General features: G+C 33.1%; 16 protein-coding genes. 9 read left to right on the forward strand and 7 right to left on the reverse strand.

Translation table 11 applies throughout. The features are described 5' to 3' along the window. Positions 1–31: 31 nt before the first annotated feature. Positions 32–469 carry a hypothetical protein gene (locus AC3EMB_RS11900; protein ID WP_488517704.1) on the reverse strand — a complete coding sequence of 146 codons (438 nt, stop codon included), beginning with the start codon at positions 467–469 and terminating at the stop codon, positions 32–34. A gap of 286 nt (positions 470–755) precedes the next feature. On the opposite strand from AC3EMB_RS11900, the gene AC3EMB_RS11905 reads away from it, so the two are divergent. Next, positions 756–1,880: a C45 family autoproteolytic acyltransferase/hydrolase gene (locus tag AC3EMB_RS11905; RefSeq protein WP_000285230.1), complete on the forward strand. Its 1,125-nt coding sequence runs from the start codon at positions 756–758 to the stop codon at positions 1,878–1,880. Between the two features lie 51 nt (positions 1,881–1,931). Next, complete coding sequence (locus tag AC3EMB_RS11910; RefSeq protein WP_141544852.1) at positions 1,932–2,195, forward strand: hypothetical protein; 264 nt, start codon at positions 1,932–1,934, stop codon at positions 2,193–2,195. Between the two features lie 96 nt (positions 2,196–2,291). On the opposite strand, the gene AC3EMB_RS11915 is transcribed toward AC3EMB_RS11910, so the two are convergent. Next, positions 2,292–3,194 carry a LysR family transcriptional regulator gene (locus AC3EMB_RS11915; RefSeq protein ID WP_488517705.1) on the reverse strand — a complete coding sequence of 301 codons (903 nt, stop codon included), beginning with the start codon at positions 3,192–3,194 and terminating at the stop codon, positions 2,292–2,294. A gap of 156 nt (positions 3,195–3,350) precedes the next feature. Between AC3EMB_RS11915 and AC3EMB_RS11920 the strand changes: the two genes are divergently transcribed. The 5 genes from AC3EMB_RS11920 (at position 3,351) to AC3EMB_RS11940 (ending at position 9,581) form a co-directional block, all read left to right on the forward strand. After that, on the forward strand, positions 3,351–4,040 hold the full coding sequence (locus AC3EMB_RS11920; RefSeq protein WP_098286010.1) for an MOSC domain-containing protein: 690 nt from the start codon (positions 3,351–3,353) through the stop codon (positions 4,038–4,040). Positions 4,041–4,298: 258 nt separating this feature from the next. Further along, positions 4,299–5,186, forward strand: a complete 888-nt coding sequence (locus tag AC3EMB_RS11925; RefSeq protein WP_098678989.1) for a GNAT family N-acetyltransferase — start codon at positions 4,299–4,301, stop codon at positions 5,184–5,186. A gap of 33 nt (positions 5,187–5,219) precedes the next feature. After that, the gene (locus AC3EMB_RS11930; protein ID WP_001027675.1) at positions 5,220–5,816 is read left to right on the forward strand and encodes a DUF1349 domain-containing protein; all 597 of its coding nucleotides are present in this window, start codon (positions 5,220–5,222) and stop codon (positions 5,814–5,816) included. 221 nt (positions 5,817–6,037) lie between these two features. Further along, on the forward strand, positions 6,038–7,792 hold the full coding sequence (locus AC3EMB_RS11935; protein WP_488517706.1) for an ABC transporter ATP-binding protein: 1,755 nt from the start codon (positions 6,038–6,040) through the stop codon (positions 7,790–7,792). Continuing rightward, positions 7,785–9,581, forward strand: coding sequence for an ABC transporter ATP-binding protein (locus tag AC3EMB_RS11940; protein WP_098128087.1), 1,797 nt, complete (start codon positions 7,785–7,787; stop codon positions 9,579–9,581). The genes AC3EMB_RS11935 and AC3EMB_RS11940 overlap by 8 nt, the downstream gene beginning before the upstream one ends. An 85-nt stretch (positions 9,582–9,666) precedes the next feature. On the opposite strand, the gene AC3EMB_RS11945 is transcribed toward AC3EMB_RS11940, so the two are convergent. The 4 genes from AC3EMB_RS11945 to AC3EMB_RS11960 form a co-directional block, all read right to left on the reverse strand. After that, a complete protein-coding gene (locus AC3EMB_RS11945) occupies positions 9,667–10,764 on the reverse strand; it encodes a collagen-like domain-containing protein (RefSeq protein WP_488517778.1) in 1,098 nt (365 codons plus the stop codon). Positions 10,765–11,193: 429 nt separating this feature from the next. Next, entirely contained in the window at positions 11,194–11,454 is a 261-nt protein-coding gene (locus tag AC3EMB_RS11950; RefSeq protein WP_001281135.1) for a hypothetical protein, read from the reverse strand. A gap of 386 nt (positions 11,455–11,840) precedes the next feature. Beyond that, positions 11,841–12,623 carry a glycosyltransferase family 2 protein gene (locus tag AC3EMB_RS11955; RefSeq protein WP_000598288.1) on the reverse strand — a complete coding sequence of 261 codons (783 nt, stop codon included), beginning with the start codon at positions 12,621–12,623 and terminating at the stop codon, positions 11,841–11,843. A gap of 179 nt (positions 12,624–12,802) precedes the next feature. Beyond that, positions 12,803–13,387, reverse strand: a complete 585-nt coding sequence (locus tag AC3EMB_RS11960) for a LysE family translocator (protein ID WP_001121281.1) — start codon at positions 13,385–13,387, stop codon at positions 12,803–12,805. 57 nt (positions 13,388–13,444) lie between these two features. On the opposite strand from AC3EMB_RS11960, the gene AC3EMB_RS11965 reads away from it, so the two are divergent. Further along, the gene (locus AC3EMB_RS11965) at positions 13,445–14,059 is read left to right on the forward strand and encodes a helix-turn-helix domain-containing protein (RefSeq protein ID WP_118414491.1); all 615 of its coding nucleotides are present in this window, start codon (positions 13,445–13,447) and stop codon (positions 14,057–14,059) included. A 338-nt stretch (positions 14,060–14,397) separates the two neighbouring features. On the opposite strand, the gene AC3EMB_RS11970 is transcribed toward AC3EMB_RS11965, so the two are convergent. Continuing rightward, on the reverse strand, positions 14,398–14,943 hold the full coding sequence (locus AC3EMB_RS11970; protein ID WP_033667963.1) for a BclA C-terminal domain-containing protein: 546 nt from the start codon (positions 14,941–14,943) through the stop codon (positions 14,398–14,400). Positions 14,944–15,154: 211 nt separating this feature from the next. On the opposite strand from AC3EMB_RS11970, the gene AC3EMB_RS11975 reads away from it, so the two are divergent. After that, positions 15,155–15,886, forward strand: a complete 732-nt coding sequence (locus AC3EMB_RS11975) for a DUF4183 domain-containing protein (protein WP_488517707.1) — start codon at positions 15,155–15,157, stop codon at positions 15,884–15,886. The last annotated feature ends 40 nt before the right edge of the window (positions 15,887–15,926 follow it).

A 15,926-nucleotide genomic window follows, 5' to 3' on the forward strand; every position in this document is an offset into this window, starting at 1 on the left:
TTCATAATTGATTTCTTTATTTCGGCCGACTTTAATTAAAATTAGTCGTTATTGAATTTTTATAAATATCTACTTTATGTGCAGTGAAGCGTAAGGTTTTGGATTCTGCATGAATTGTAAGATTAATAATAATCGATAACGGCATTTCGACCGTTTTCACAATATCTTCTATAGCAATATATTCATTTTTTGCTTCCTTATAATAAACAACAGAACGAATTACGGCCTCGTCACCTTCAATATCAATTTCACACATCATAGGGAATTTTTCACCATTATGTAAGAATAATTCGCCTAGTACGATTGAACCGTTTAATTCTTCTGTAAAATTAGTAGTTGCCGCTGGTTTTACCCATGTTTCGTCATGTTCTTCGTTTTCCTCTTCATCTTCATCTATTGCCCATTCCCAAATGGGGTTTTGTTTTAGGTCCTCAATAGTTAATTTATCAATTGGTTTGCAACTACTCATACATAAATTCTCCTTTTATTTTGATAAATAAGTTTTTTGATTTCATGAATTAGATGATTGCTTATAAGTGGGTTTAACAAAGTATTTTGCTCATTTGATATCCAAACTACTGTATTTTGAAATAAAGCTATTACAGCAATATTAACAAAACTTTAATTGTCTAGTAAATAATTATTAGTGGAGATATTAAAATGGGATGGTGTTAAAGAAAGATAGTAAAAAACATCAAGGATGAATGAAATCCATTTGGTACGATATGGATATATCCAATGTGAGGGGGAGTTTGATGTATCAAGTAAAGGGGTATTTTTCATCATTAAAAGGAAGTTATTATGAGATTGGAAAGCAACAAGGGGAATTCGTGAAACAAAATCCGTATCTCATCCCGCAATTTATACACGAAGAAAATGTAATATCTAATAACCATTGGACAGAATCGAGAAATATACTAAACAAACATTGTCCAGGCATAAATGAAGAAATTGAGGGGTTTTGTGAAGTGTTAAAAATTCCTTCAAAAAATATGATGTATTACTATCAAACACTATTGAAAGCAGGTTGTAGTCATTGTGCAGTATTACCTAAAAAGACCGATTTAGAGCACACATATGTATTAAGGAATTATGATTTGTCACCAGTAATAGATGATATGCGTTTTTGTTCAACTCATGTTGAAGGTGCGTATGCACATAGTGGCTTTTCTACTCAATATTTTGGCCGAACGGAAGGGATAAACGAGCATGGATTAGCTGTTACATTTTCAGCATGTGGTCAACCAGTAGGAAATATTGCAGGTTTAAGAAAGCCAATGGTGAGTGGTTTACAATGTTTTGCGGTAATTCGATTGTTGTTGGAGAAATGTAAAAATGTGCAGGAAGCTAAGTTACTAATAGAAGAAATCCCAATTGCTAGTAATATTAATTTAATAATAGCTGATCCTTTAAATGCAGCATATATTGAAATATTTGACGGTCATAAATCCACAATAACGATTGATGGTGAAAAACAAGCTTTTATTGTATCAACAAACCATGCAGTTAGTTCATCAATTCAGAAATTAAATAATAGGAAATTAGAACAATCAACAAAGAGATATCACCTTTTACATGAGCATTTAAATAGATGTGAACAAGTAAGCATAGAGTCTTTAAAAAAGTTAGTAGAAGAAGAATATCCTGCTGGACTTACTGTGCATAACTATGAAGAATGGTTTGGAACTTTACATTCTGTATTATTCGATTTACATGATCGTACAATGAAGATTTGTTTCGGATCACCACTTTTAAACGACTGGTATTCATTGAAAGTTGGAGGAAGTATGCCGTTTTCTGAGGTGAACGTGAACTTTAAAAATAAAACTTATACTGACTTTTGGAAGGAAGATAAGAATGAATTGATACCTAAAAGATAAATGGGATAAGATGGTGATGTAAAGAGTGCATTTATACTGGAGGGATTATCAATACTAAAAGTTATGTTACCATATGTTCTTATCTTTTTTCTTGTCATTGCGATGTATATTGCTTATCAAAAGAGAAAAAAATCTGGGATAAAAGGATTGAAAAGTTCGTTAACTTCTATTTGCTTCTTTTCACTTGCAATCTTAAATATGTTTGCATATTGGTTTCATTTTGGCGGTGCTTTTACTTGGTTATTTTCAATTGTATTATTGCTAGTTGGTGCATATTTTACTAAATATATTCCAATATCTAAAAAGGTACATTAAAGTTTATAAGAGTTAAATATAATGTTTACTTTGTTTTGAAAAGAGATTATTCTACTAAATTGTTGTGAAACGGTTTCATAGGATAATCTCTTTTGTTTAGTTTTGGAAAGAACGTACTGTGATTTTTAGTTGCTCAATAAATTCTCGAGTTGCAGCACACATATATTTATCTTTTCTATAAATTAGCCCTATTTCAATTATTGGAGTAGGGTTTTCTATTTTAATAGCTTGAATGTTTTTATTTTGTAAAAAGTCTATATATGGTTTGGGTAACACTGTAATTCCCATTCCTTTGGAAACCATTTGGATTAAAGATTCCATCGTACTAATTTCTAAAATTGGCCTTGGTTTAAAGTTGAATTTTTGACAATGAGATGTAATTAGTTCGGTTAAAAAGAAATTTTTAGGCAAAAGAATTAAAGGGTAGTTCTGTAATTCAGCAATAGATACATGGTTACGTTCAGCTAATCGATGACCAGTGGGCACGACTAATGTAAGATCGCTTGTGTATAGAGGGATGGAGATAATCTCTTTATCTTGCACCGGGAGAAATGTAATTCCAATATCTAGTTCGTTTTGTAATAATTTTTCACGAATATCTCCTGTACGAAGCCCTAATACAGAAAGCTCTATATTGGGATATAAATTATTAAAATTTAAAATAGCTGGTGGTAGTAAATAATTTACGACGGTTAACAAAGCCCCTATTGTTAAGGAACCTTGCTGTAATCCGTTTAGGTCTTGAATAGCTGAACGAGCTTGTTCGACTTCATGAAAAATGGTTTTACTATGTGATAATAAAACCTTCCCTGCTTCAGTTAAAGATATTTTTTTACCAATTCGATCGAAAAGTGGCATTCCTACTTCATGCTCTAATGCACGTATTTGTTGACTTAGTGAAGGCTGTGAAATATTTAATTTTTCAGCTGCTTTTGTGAAATGTAATTCTTTTGAAACAGCTAAAAAGTATTCAAGTTGTCGTAATTCGATTGGAATCACCTCAAGTATAATGATAGGTTATACCTATCATTATTATATAAATAATTGAATTGAACAATGATTTTAGAGGTTTTATAATCATCTTTATGTAACAGAGAGGGTTGTAAAAATTAATCGAGAGAAAATACATGTAACACCTGTAAAGGAGGAAATAGAATGGCTAATGAATATCAATTATTATCTTTAAATATAGGATTACCAAAAGAGGTTATATACGGCGGAAAAGTAATTCATACAGGCATAAATAAGAAACAAGTAAAGGAACCGGTATATTTATCCTTTGTAAAATTTAATGGAGATGGACAGGCGGACTTAGTTCATCATGGAGGAGTAGATAAAGCAGTTTGTGTTTATACTGGTGATCACTATCCATACTGGGAAAAAGAATTGAATCAAGATCTTGTATATGGGGCTTTCGGAGAAAATATAACAGTTAGTGGTATGCGCGAAGAGGATGTTTGTATTGGTGATACATTTGAGCTCGGAGAGGCAATCGTACAGGTAACACAACCAAGGCAACCTTGTTTTAAATTAGCAAAAAAATATAATATTCCAAAGTTACCACTATATTTTCAAGAAACAGGATATACAGGATTTTATTTTCGTGTATTAAAAGAAGGATGGGTATCATCAGTCGATACATTAAAAAGTCTACAGTCTGATCCGAAAGGTGTTTCAATAGCGTTTGCTAATCGTATCATGCATAAGGAAAAACAAAATATTGAAGGGGTAAAAAGAATATTAGAAGTAAATGCACTTTCAAGTAGTTGGAGAAAGTCTTTTAAAAAGCGTATAAGTGGAGAAGAAATTAATACGAAGGAAAGACTTGAAGGGATAAAAGAATAAAAATATTTTATTATAAATAGTGTATTTCTATTAGTAAAAGCTAATTAGAAAGCGCTATTTTTATATAATAAACTAATTAATATCCAGAAATCTTAATATTGTTTTATTCGACTTATTTTCAAATAGTCAAAACATAAAATTAATTAGACTTTTTTTTTATGTTTTATGATAGTATATTGATTGGTAAGACCTCTATTTTTAAGAGTAGGTCATATAAGTATATCTAATTTAATGGAATTTAACATTTGGAGGTACAACATGGGGAATGTTGAAAAATTGGCAAGTCTTCTAATAGAAGAACCGAAAAGAGAGCAGTTATTTCCTTTATTTGAAGAAGTGTTTGGAATTAAAACTCAAACATTGAATGATTTTTCGGATAAAGGATATTGGGATGATACATATAAAGCTTTATCGTTTTTACAAGAAGATAAAGTGATTGCAAATGTTGCGGCATTTTCACTCCCATTATTAATTAATGGTGAAAAAATAAATGCGGCGGGTATTCAATCAGTAATGACACACCCTAATTTCCGTAGACAAGGGTTAATGACACAATTAATGGGTAAAATGATAGAAGAAATCGATAAGAAATGTGAATGTGCATTATTGTTTACGGAAAACCCTGAACTATATACAGCATTTGGATTTAAAGTTGTGCAGGAATATTTGATGACTATACCATATGATAAAAATAATAATAATAACGATTCACTACTTAAAAAGTTAGATTACTATAATATAGAGAATAGACAGTTAATACATGAAACTATTGATAGTAGCCAAAGACTTTCAAATAGTTTTTCAACTTTAAACTTCCATCCTTCATTTTATTTGAATATGTATGATTCGGAATGGAATGAGAAATTGTATTATTCAGAGAAACTAGATGCTCTAATCGTTTATGAAGTAGAAAATGAAAAGTTGAAATTATTTGGAGTATTTGCGCCAGTACTTCCGGTTTTAGATGAATTATGTGGAGAAATCAATGAAAGGTTTACGGAAATCGAATTTTATTTTTCTCCGGATCAATTAGGGGTTGAGGATGTACAGTTTACAGAAGTACAGTCTAGCAAGTATTTAATGGTTCGAAGTGATAAAGAGTTAGATTTTAAAGGTTATAAATTCCCAGTATTAGCGGAGTTTTAAATGTCTATATAAATGCTTTATTATGGAGGAGCTATGAATATATCGTATATACCAGAACATATTGAGCAACTCACTATAATGAATGTACCTGAATACTATAAAATTAATGATAATCATGCGTTTATTGTCCGTTCGAAAGCAGAAACTGATTTTTGGCTTAAAACACATTATGGTTTTGAAGTAATGAATGGTCATGTATTTTATAATGAGATGATGACAGACTTTCAAGCTGAAGTTCAGTTACGTATGAATCCAAATTCAAAATTCGATCAAGCAGGTCTTTTTGTTATGATTTCGGAGAACTGTTGGCTAAAAACATCTTTAGAATATATCCCTGAAGGGCCATCTCACTTAGGTGCTGTCGTAACGAATAATGGATATTCTGACTGGTCAACGCAAGATTATCCAACTGAAGCAGCTAAGCAACAACTTCGTTTTCGAATTATTCGAAAAAGCGGTGATTATACAATATATGTGAAAAAGGGCCATCAATGGGAACAAATAAGAATCGCTCATTTAATGGAGGATATAGGGAAGGAGCCTGTTAAAATAGGTTTTTACACGTGTAGTCCTTCTAAAAATAAGGGATTTGAGACTGAGTTTTTACATTTTACAATTGAAGAAATATAGATGAAAAACCGTATTCTTTTCATTAAGAATGCGGTTTTTGTATTTATATAATATAAAGCACATTTATTGACTAGAAAGTCATTAATACTTATCATTTAATAATGTTAAATATTAATTTACATAATATAATAGAAGTAATAAAGAAATTACAAAATATATCGCTTAAATAAGGAGGGATATGAATTATTCAGTGGTAATTTCATGGGAAAAGGAGATTATGTATGAAATCATTTCGTAAGTTATTACAGTATTTAAAACCATACATGTTCTTCGCTATTATTGGGCCGCTATTTATGGTACTTGAGGTTGCGATGGACTTAATTCAACCGACTATTATGCAACATATCATTGATGTTGGGATTGCAAATCGGGATTTAAATTATGTAATAAAAATGGGGCTTCTTATGATAGGAGCAGCAGCACTCGGTTTAGTTGGAGGGCTTGGGTGTATGATGTATTCTACAAAAGCAGCTGTTAATTTCGCTACAGACATACGAAAAGATGTGTTTGCGAAAATAGAAACATTTTCTAGTAATAATCGGGACTCATTTGGAACAGGTAAATTATTAACGATCGTGACAAATGATATCACTTCCATTCAATCGGCAATGACGATGACATTACGTGTTCTCGTTCGTGGTCCACTGTTATTTATCGGAAGTATAATTATTGTTTTTGTAACAGCGCGAGAGTTATTTCCAATATTACTTGTAGTTGTTCCGATTTTATTACTTGCGATTATTTTAATTGCAAGTAAAGCAAGTGGTACATTTAAAAAGGTGCAAGAGGCATTAGACAAAGTGAATACAAAGCTACAAGAAAATTTATCTGGTGTGCGTGTTATAAAAGCGTATGTAAGACAAAAATACGAAATCGCTCAATTTGGAAATGTAAATACAAATTTAACGAAGATAAATATTCGAGCTGTGCAACTTATTTCTTTAATGATGCCAATCATTATGCTAGTTGTAAGTGGCGGGATTGTCGCAACATTATGGATTGGTGGAGAAAAAGTATTTGATGGAACGCTTCAAGTAGGAGCGATTTTGGCATTTATTAATTACTTGAATATCATTTTAATGTCGCTTATGTCGATTAGCATGGTATTTATTCAAATTGCGCGAGCTTTTCCATCTGCGGATCGTGTACAGCAAGTGTTAAATACCGAGGTTGATATTATAAGCGAAGCGAATGCGATCGAACCTGAGAAAATTGAAGGAAATATCGAATTTAAAAATGTTAGTTATAGCTATACGAAAAATAATGAATACGTTTTAAAAGATATTTCGTTTATCATACAAAAAGGTGAAAAAGTAGGGATTATTGGATCAACTGGAAGTGGTAAATCTACCTTAGCGAAACTGTTACCACGTCTATATGATGTGGATCATGGTGAAATATGTATAGATGGAATAGATGTTAAAAAATATGATTTGCAAAAACTCCGTGCTTCAATAGGGTTTGTACCTCAGAAGGCGTTGTTGTTCTCAGGCAGTATAGAAGAAAATTTACGTTATGGTAAAGAAGATGCAACACATGACGAGCTGGAAGTAGCAGCTGCATCAGCTTGTGCGACTGAGTTTATCAATAAGCTGGAAGAATCTTATCAATATAATTTAACACAAGGCGCGACAAATCTATCAGGTGGACAAAAACAACGTGTATCAATTGCAAGGGCACTTGTGAGAAAGCCACCGATTCTCATATTAGATGATTCTACATCAGCAGTTGATGCAAAATCAGAGGCTACTATTCAAATAGCTTTAAAAACAAAATATAAAGGCACAACAACTTTATTAATTGCGTCTAAAATTTCTTCCATAATGGATGCGGATAAAATACTTGTATTAGATAATGGTGAATTAGTTGGCAATGGTACACATGAACAATTGTTAGAACAAAGTGAGGTTTATCAGGAAATTTATCTTTCCCAAGGTGGTAATTTAGATAAAGAAGGTGGGGAAGAACATGCGTAATTTTCAAGGGCAATTTGCTAATAAAGGTGGACGAAACACCCCAAAGATGGGAAAAGCTAAAAATGCTCAAGGAACTGTAATGCGGGTATGGAACTATATGGGCTATCAAAAAGCTGCTCTTATGTTTGTTATATTTCTAGTCGTTGTTACTACATTACTTGGATTATTAGGTCCCTATTTTATGGGAGTTATTATAGATCAATATATTGTACCGAAAGATTTAAGTGGTACAGCAAGAATGTGTATGTTACTTATCGCGATTTATGGTGTAACTGTACTTTTAACATGGTTACAAACGTTTGTCATGATTAACGTTGCATTAAAAACAATTCAAAAAATACGACAAGATATTTTTGAGAAAATCCAAACGCTTTCTTTACGGTTCTTTGATGTGCGTTCTCAAGGTGATTTAATGAGCCGTGTGACAAATGATATAGATAATTTGAATCAAGCTTTGACACAAAGCGTTGTACAAATTATTTCATCAGCATTAACTTTTATAGGTGTAACGATTGCAATGTTCGCCTTAAATTGGATTTTAGCAATTGTAACTTTAATTACAGTACCTATTATGTTTTACGTTACAAAAAAACTAGTTGCATATAGTGGTAAAAACTTTGCGAAGCGTCAAAAAGATTTAGGTGAATTAAATGGATTTATTGAGGAAGCAATTACAGGTGCGGATGTTACAACGTTGTACGGAAAAGAAAAAGAAACTGTACAAAATTTCAATAAAATTAATGAACAGCTAAGAGTTTCAGCTACGAAGGCTGATACATTTTCAGCTTTTATTTTTCCAAGTATGAACTTTATTAATAATTTAGGTATGGGCCTTGTCATTGGGACTGGATCAGTTATGGTCTTAAACGGAATGACAACAGTAGGAGTTATTGCGGCTTTTATTAATTATTCTCGTCAATTCTCAAGACCGCTAAGTCAATTTGCGACTTTAATGAATACAATTCAAGCGGCAGTTGCTGGTGGAGAACGTGTTTTTGAAATTATGGATGAGGTACCAGAAATTCAAAATAAAAAAGACGCATTCGTTGTACAAAATTTACAAGGGCATGTTGCACTTGAGAATGTTTCATTTGGCTACGCAGAAAATAAAACGATTTTAAAAGAAGTGAGTCTTAAAGCGCAGCCAGGAGAGACAATTGCTTTAGTTGGTCCGACTGGATCAGGGAAAACAACAATCATTAATTTGTTAACTCGCTTTTACGATATACAGCAAGGACAAATTCATATTGATGGAAAAGATATAAAAGATTATGATATTAATTCTTTACGAAGTAAAATAGGAGTAGTTTTACAGGATACGTATTTATTTGCTGGTTCGATTATGGATAATATCCGTTATGGACGCTTAGATGCTAGTGATGAAGAAGTTATCACTGCAGCTAAGGCAGCATCTGCACATTCTTTTATTAAGCATTTGCCAAATCAATATGAAACAGAAATTGCTTCAGAAGGATCGAATTTAAGTCAAGGACAAAAACAACTTCTTGCGATTGCACGAGCAATTTTAGCAGATGCAGATATATTAATTCTCGATGAAGCGACATCAAATATTGATACAAGAACAGAATTACAAATACAAGCAGGACTAAATAATTTAATGAGAGGTCGCACAAGTTTTGTGATCGCTCATCGACTTAAAACAATTGAAAAAGCAGATCAAATTCTTGTTATAAAAGATGGAAATATTTTAGAAAGAGGGAATCATGAATCTCTCATGGAAGATAAAGGGTTTTATTTTGATTTGTATACGAGTCAGTTTAAAATTTAATATAAAAAATGAGGTTTCTCTAGAAAAGAGAAGCCTCATTTTTTATATTTGTAAATTTTATGAATCACTTTTCTAACCCAATTAATTATCCGACCTGAAAAATACTTATACTTGCAGATACATTTGTTAAAGAGCCACCATCACTATTTGAGAGAGTGATAGTACCTGCTGAAGAGGTGTTATTTATTAAAGTCAAGGTTGAAGGAACAATTGTTACGGTAAAAGCAGCAGTACCTTGATTGATTGTATGTGGTGACCCCGTACCAAAACGCCCACCTGGAATTGGTGTACCATTTAGTTCGAGGGAGAATTGGTTTTCGCGAGAAGCTTGTAATTGAAACTCTGCTACATATGTTCCTAGTGTATTAATTATAATATTTCCAGTACCTGTGATGTGACTAAGAGCAGTTCCTGTTATAGGTCCATTTGTGTTAAAAGTAACACTACTTCCCACTGCGATTGATTGGTTAGTAGTATCAAAAACATATAGATAGTTTGTTAATCCTACACTAGCCGCCCCGGTAGGCCCAGTAGCCCCAGTGGAACCGGTAGAGCCAGTATGTCCAGTAGCCCCAGTAGGCCCGGTGGAACCAGTGGAGCCAGTAGAACCGGTAGCCCCAGTAGGCCCAGTGGAACCAGTGGAGCCAGTAGGCCCGGTGGAACCAGTGGAACCAGTGAAACCGGTGAAACCAATGGAGCCAGTAGCCCCGGTAGGTCCAGTGGAGCCAGTAAGTCCAGTGGAACCAGTAGCCCCAGTAGCCCCAGTGGAACCGGTAGAGCCAGTAGAACCAGTATGTCCAGTGGAACCGTTAGAACCGTTAGAACCAGTAGGTCCAGTAGGCCCGGTAGAGCCAGTAGGTCCAGTGGAGCCAGTAGCCCCGGTAGGTCCAGTGGAACCGTTAGAGCCAGTAGGTCCAGTGGAGCCAGTAGCCCCGGTAGGTCCAGTGGAACCGGTAGAGCCAGTAGGTCCAGTGGAGCCAGTAGCCCCAGTAGCCCCAGTAGCCCCGGTAGGTCCAGTGGAACCGGTAGAGCCAGTAGCCCCGGTAGGTCCAGTGGAACCGTTAGAACCAGTAGGTCCAGTAGGTCCAGTGGAACCGTTAGAACCAGTAGGTCCAGTAGGTCCAGTAGGAGAATGTGGGAGAATAATACGGTTAATATCTAAAAGTGAAAAGTTAATGAACATATCTTTGTTTTGATAATCTATCGAAATCACCTCACTAGCATGTTTAAAGAAATAGTAAAGTAATAATTTTTATAGGTATTTCATTTCTATATTATTAATGCAACTTATTTTGGAAACAGTAAATAGCTATTATGACTATAGGGTATTAATTTTTAACCTAAATTTTAATAAAACCTTTATTAAAGATAAAGAGCGCTTTTAAAGGCGCTCTGAGACAAGTTTCATGTTGAAAAAGGGAATTGAGGATATTATGTGCATACTGTTTTAGAATGTTGTAAATTTTTAATTAAAAATAAAAGGATCTTATAAAAATTTAAAATTTGTATTATTAGATAGTCACCATACAATAAAATATGCTTGTTTGATATAAATGTGTGTCAAATTTACCAAAATATATTTTGGCATGCATAAGAAAATTAAAATACTTTATTAGTAAATAATAGCGGCTTCAGTGACAGATGGTAGAAAGAGTTTATGTGGTATTGTAATAATTTCAAGCGCAATTTGCGCTGAATATAGGAGTATTTGAGTTAAATCTAAAGCGAGTGTTAAAAGTATTATGAAGCTTGTAAGAATTACAAAACTACCCCAAAAGAAACTTTTTGAAGTGTTGCGGAAATCTTTTATTAAGGAAAAGAAAGAAAAAGATGCGGTAACAATAAGAATGAAAATTTTATACTTATCAGACATTATAACCCTCCCAAAGAACAGTAATTTATATTATACTGTATTTTTCAATATTATTATAAAAAGATTTTAAAGTGAATAATAAGAAAAAAATAAAGCCATAACTTAAGACATTAGTTTAGGTTCTATTGTTTGAATACTTTGTTTTAGAAGGTATATAATCTGAAATTGAAAATTTTCCAAATGAATTGCCATTTTTTATTTCTAATCCAACATCAGGTACTCAATGAAATGGTATGAAAGATTATAGGCTGGTGATACGACATTAAATAAGAGGAATCTGCGCGCAGCAAGAGTCCTAGCTCAGATTTCTACTAGAGAAAAATATTTAGTTGGAGTTGATATGTTAATAAAAAACGGATGGATGTGGAAACTAAATATTCATGACATTAAGGATAAAGGTCAGGAAATATAATTTGGTATTCTGGGAATAACCGGAGGTCCGTAGTTAAAGTTGCATAGAATTTGTATTTTGTTTCTAATTTTTCAATTGTTGTTAAGTGATGAGAACCTAGTCCACGCTGTACACTATGTTGAGAAAGAGTCGGCCCAATTTGTAATTTTCGTTTTTTCATTGCATCGTTCCATGGACTATAAAAAAATTTAAAAATAAAAGCAGGTTCCATGTAAATGCTATAAGGATAATGCGAACCATGTCTCCCGACTCTATAGTTCCCGTGCGAATTATTGTGAATTAATCTACCGTTAAGATATAGTTGGTTTGGATTAGGTTGAATTATTATGCCGTGATAACGTTGTTTAACAAGCGGAGAGCTATATCTTGGGTTAGTGTAGCCATGAGTCGGTTTGTCAATCATCATAATCATTCTTATTGAAAACATATTGCCACCCATAGTGCTAAGTGATTTGAAAAATTGTTCTTTATTATAACAGCACAGGAATTCTGTCGTATTCAATACCATTTTCCATCCTGTAATTTCTCTTTCAATTTCCATAACTTCTTGATCAACTAAATAAGCATCAAATTCGAGTGATTTTGAGTTTCGTATTTCCCAATTAGGAGCGAATGTTTTACAGATTTCAACTGAACGATCAGTGGATCCACGATTAATAAGAATGCCATGATCAAATAGCTTTGTATGGTGCATTAACCACCATGGAAGTAAATATTCTTCATTGTAAAAATGAGAAATTAAAGTAGTCTTAATCAAAATCACCTCCGTATTTAACCTGCTTCTTATTTAATATGATATGGAAGGAAACCTATTGTTAGAAGGTTTCCTCTTAAAAGTTTTAAACCACATAGGGTATGTGGATGGATTAGTATATAAAGTAGTCTAATTGATAAAGAGTGGTATTAAAAAGTACAAAATCTAAAATGAGCATCGAATTAGTGTATAACGATTGAAACGGCACTGAAAACTAATAAAACAGCCATAATGATGTTGAATAATTGGTTATGTTTTACTAATATTTTTTGGAATATTGAACCAAATAAACTCCAACTAAATGTACTTAGTAAACCGACTATACCTAGAAATAATGAGAAAAGCAGAAAACTTGAATATGAATTGTAGTAGGGGAGTATGAAAGTCGATACTACAGTCAGTCCGAATAATATCCCTTTAGGATTAACGAATTGAAGAGAAATCCCCACAGTGAATAAGTTTTTATTATCTTTTTCAACGGGATTCGTACTGCTTTTACTAGTAAGTATTTTAATAGCTAAATATAACATATACGCTACACCTAAAATTTTTAAAGGGAATTCGATTATGGGTAAGATATTAAGTAGTACAACATTAAAGAAACTACATAAAGAAGTGAGGATGAAAAAACCAAAAGCTACTCCGAAGCAAAAGTTTATGCTTCTCTTTAATCCATGTTGATTTGCGTATGTCATAGCTAAGAAATTGTTAGGACCAGGTGTGAAGCTACTTATAAATACAAATAACAAAAAAGAAAATATAGGCATTTGAACCCCCCTAATTATTTTTGTATGTTATAATGACCGAAAAGAACAATATAACGTGTGCTTTTTATTATACATAACGGTCGTTATATTGTATATAGTGTGGGAGTGTTTTTTATGGAAGAAATTCAACTTATACTAGCGAAAAATTTAAAAACTATAAGAGAAAAAGAAAAAATAAGTTTGGAAAAAGTTTCCCAATTAACAGGTGTGAGTAAAACGATGATTGGACAAATTGAAAGAGGAGAATCAAGCCCGACACTAACAACAATATGGAAAATTGCAAATGGCTTGAAAGTTTCTTTTACCTCTTTAATCAACAATCCTCAGCCTGATACGAAAGTGATCTTAAGAAAAGATATTCAAGCATTGTCTGAAGACAATGGAAAATATAAAGTGTATCCTTCTTTTCCTTTTCAAGATGATAGACATTTTGAAATGTATACAGTAGAAATAGAAACAGAAGGGAAATTAAGTTCAGAAGGGCATAAAGAAGGCGCAGAAGAATTTATTACGGTATTTGAAGGTGAATTGACAGTAGAAGTGAATAACTGTCAATATACATTAAATAGTGGAGATTCAATTCGTTTTAAGGCCGATAGATCACACTCTTATTATAATTTAGGGGAATCTTTGACTCGATTAAGCATGACAATTTATTATCCAACTGCATAAGTTTACATTTATAGTAACAAAAGATAAAACCATCTTTAAGAGATGGTTTTTATTTTTTATTACTCACAAAAAAAGACACTCATCTGAGTGTCAACATAGTATTGCTCTCGCGTATAGGATTGGAGTACGTTTCTCAAATACGTATTGAGATGGTTCGTAAAAAAGAAACTGTCTTCATATTTAATGTAACATCGGTGGAAGTCAGTGTAAATTGATAATATATATACGGAAAATTTAGTATAGATAGTTTCTACTATGAATATAGTGCAATTTGTTCTTTAATGCGCCACCACTTTTATGAAATAATTGGGAGGTTCTTATCATGACAGACTTAGTATTTAATAATGTTTATTAGAAAAAGAATGAATCATTTTTAAATCGATTCGTATAATTGTTAGAGAGGCACCTGTTGAACCGCCTCCAACCAAATTAACGATGTATAATACGCCGAATAATTGAAGTGAAATTGTAGTATCGGCAATTAAATTATTGTTATAATTTGAAGTTGATATAGCGGGAGAAAAAATAGAACCAGGAAGTGGAGTAGAAGCGTTTAATAGTAGTTTTGTTCCAGCGAGTAGAGCAGTTGTCGTATTAACTTGATAGGTTAAATGATATCTTCTGGTTACAGGAATTGTAAATATATCGTTTGAGGCGTTAACTGTAAAATTACCGAGGCTTTGGTTATTAGAAAGAGGAATATTAGTTCCGCCTAATATCACAGTGATGGGATCACCTAATGTATTATTAGCGAACATAGAGTTTGTTGTAACTATTGACCCAGTATTTCTGGTAGGTTCAGTAAGTCTGTATGGAAGAATAATTTCAAGAGTCGTTGATACTAGTTTTTCTATTCTTTTTTCATTTTTATCTTGAGTATAAATTACCTCATTTTTAAATTAGAATGCAATAAGTTTCGTGTTTTTGGAATGGAACTATCATTTTATTATATTAATAGGGGTTATAGCAACGGTAAAATGTTTAATAACTGTATGAATCATTTGGAAAGAAAAAAGAATAGTTATGAAAGCATTTCTTAATAATAGACTCATACTTATGTAAGTTAATTAAAAATATGTGGAATGAGGAATTAAATTGAAGCGGAATGACAAATTATCAATAAATAAAGGTAAGATAGAACCTGAGAATATTGGACCTACATTTTCAGCTCTTCCACCAATATATATTCCAACAGGAGCAACAGGAGCAACAGGAGCAACGGGAGCAACGGGGGCAACGGGGGCAACAGGAATAACAGGAGCAACGGGAGCAACAGGAATAACAGGAATAACGGGAGTAACGGGAGCAACGGGAGTAACAGGAACAACGGGAGTAACAGGAACAACGGGAGTAACGGGAGCAACAGGAACAACGGGAGCAACAGGAACAACAGGAGCAACAGGAGCAACGGGAGTAACAGGAGCAACGGGAGTAACAGGAGCAACGGGTGTAACGGGAGCAACAGGAATAACAGGAATAACGGGAGTAACGGGAGCAACAGGAGCAACGGGAGCAACGGGAGTAACAGGAGCAACGGGAGTAACAGGTCCTACTGGGGGGATTGGCCCTATAACAACAACTAATTTGCTATATTACACTTTTTCAGATGGAGAGAAACTTATATATACAGATGCAGATGGCATAGCTCAATATGGTACAACGAATATACTATCACCTACTGAGGTTTCATATGTAAATTTGTTTATCAATGGAATTTTGCAACCACAACCATTCTATGAAGTTAGTACTGGTAAACTAACTTTATTGGATAACCAACCACCATCGCAAGGTTCTTCAATTATTTTACAATTTATTATTATTAATTAAAAAAGACAGATTCTTAATGTGAAAAGGAATCTGTCTTTTT

The sequence above is a fragment of the Bacillus sp. LQ16 genome (genome assembly GCF_057784645.1).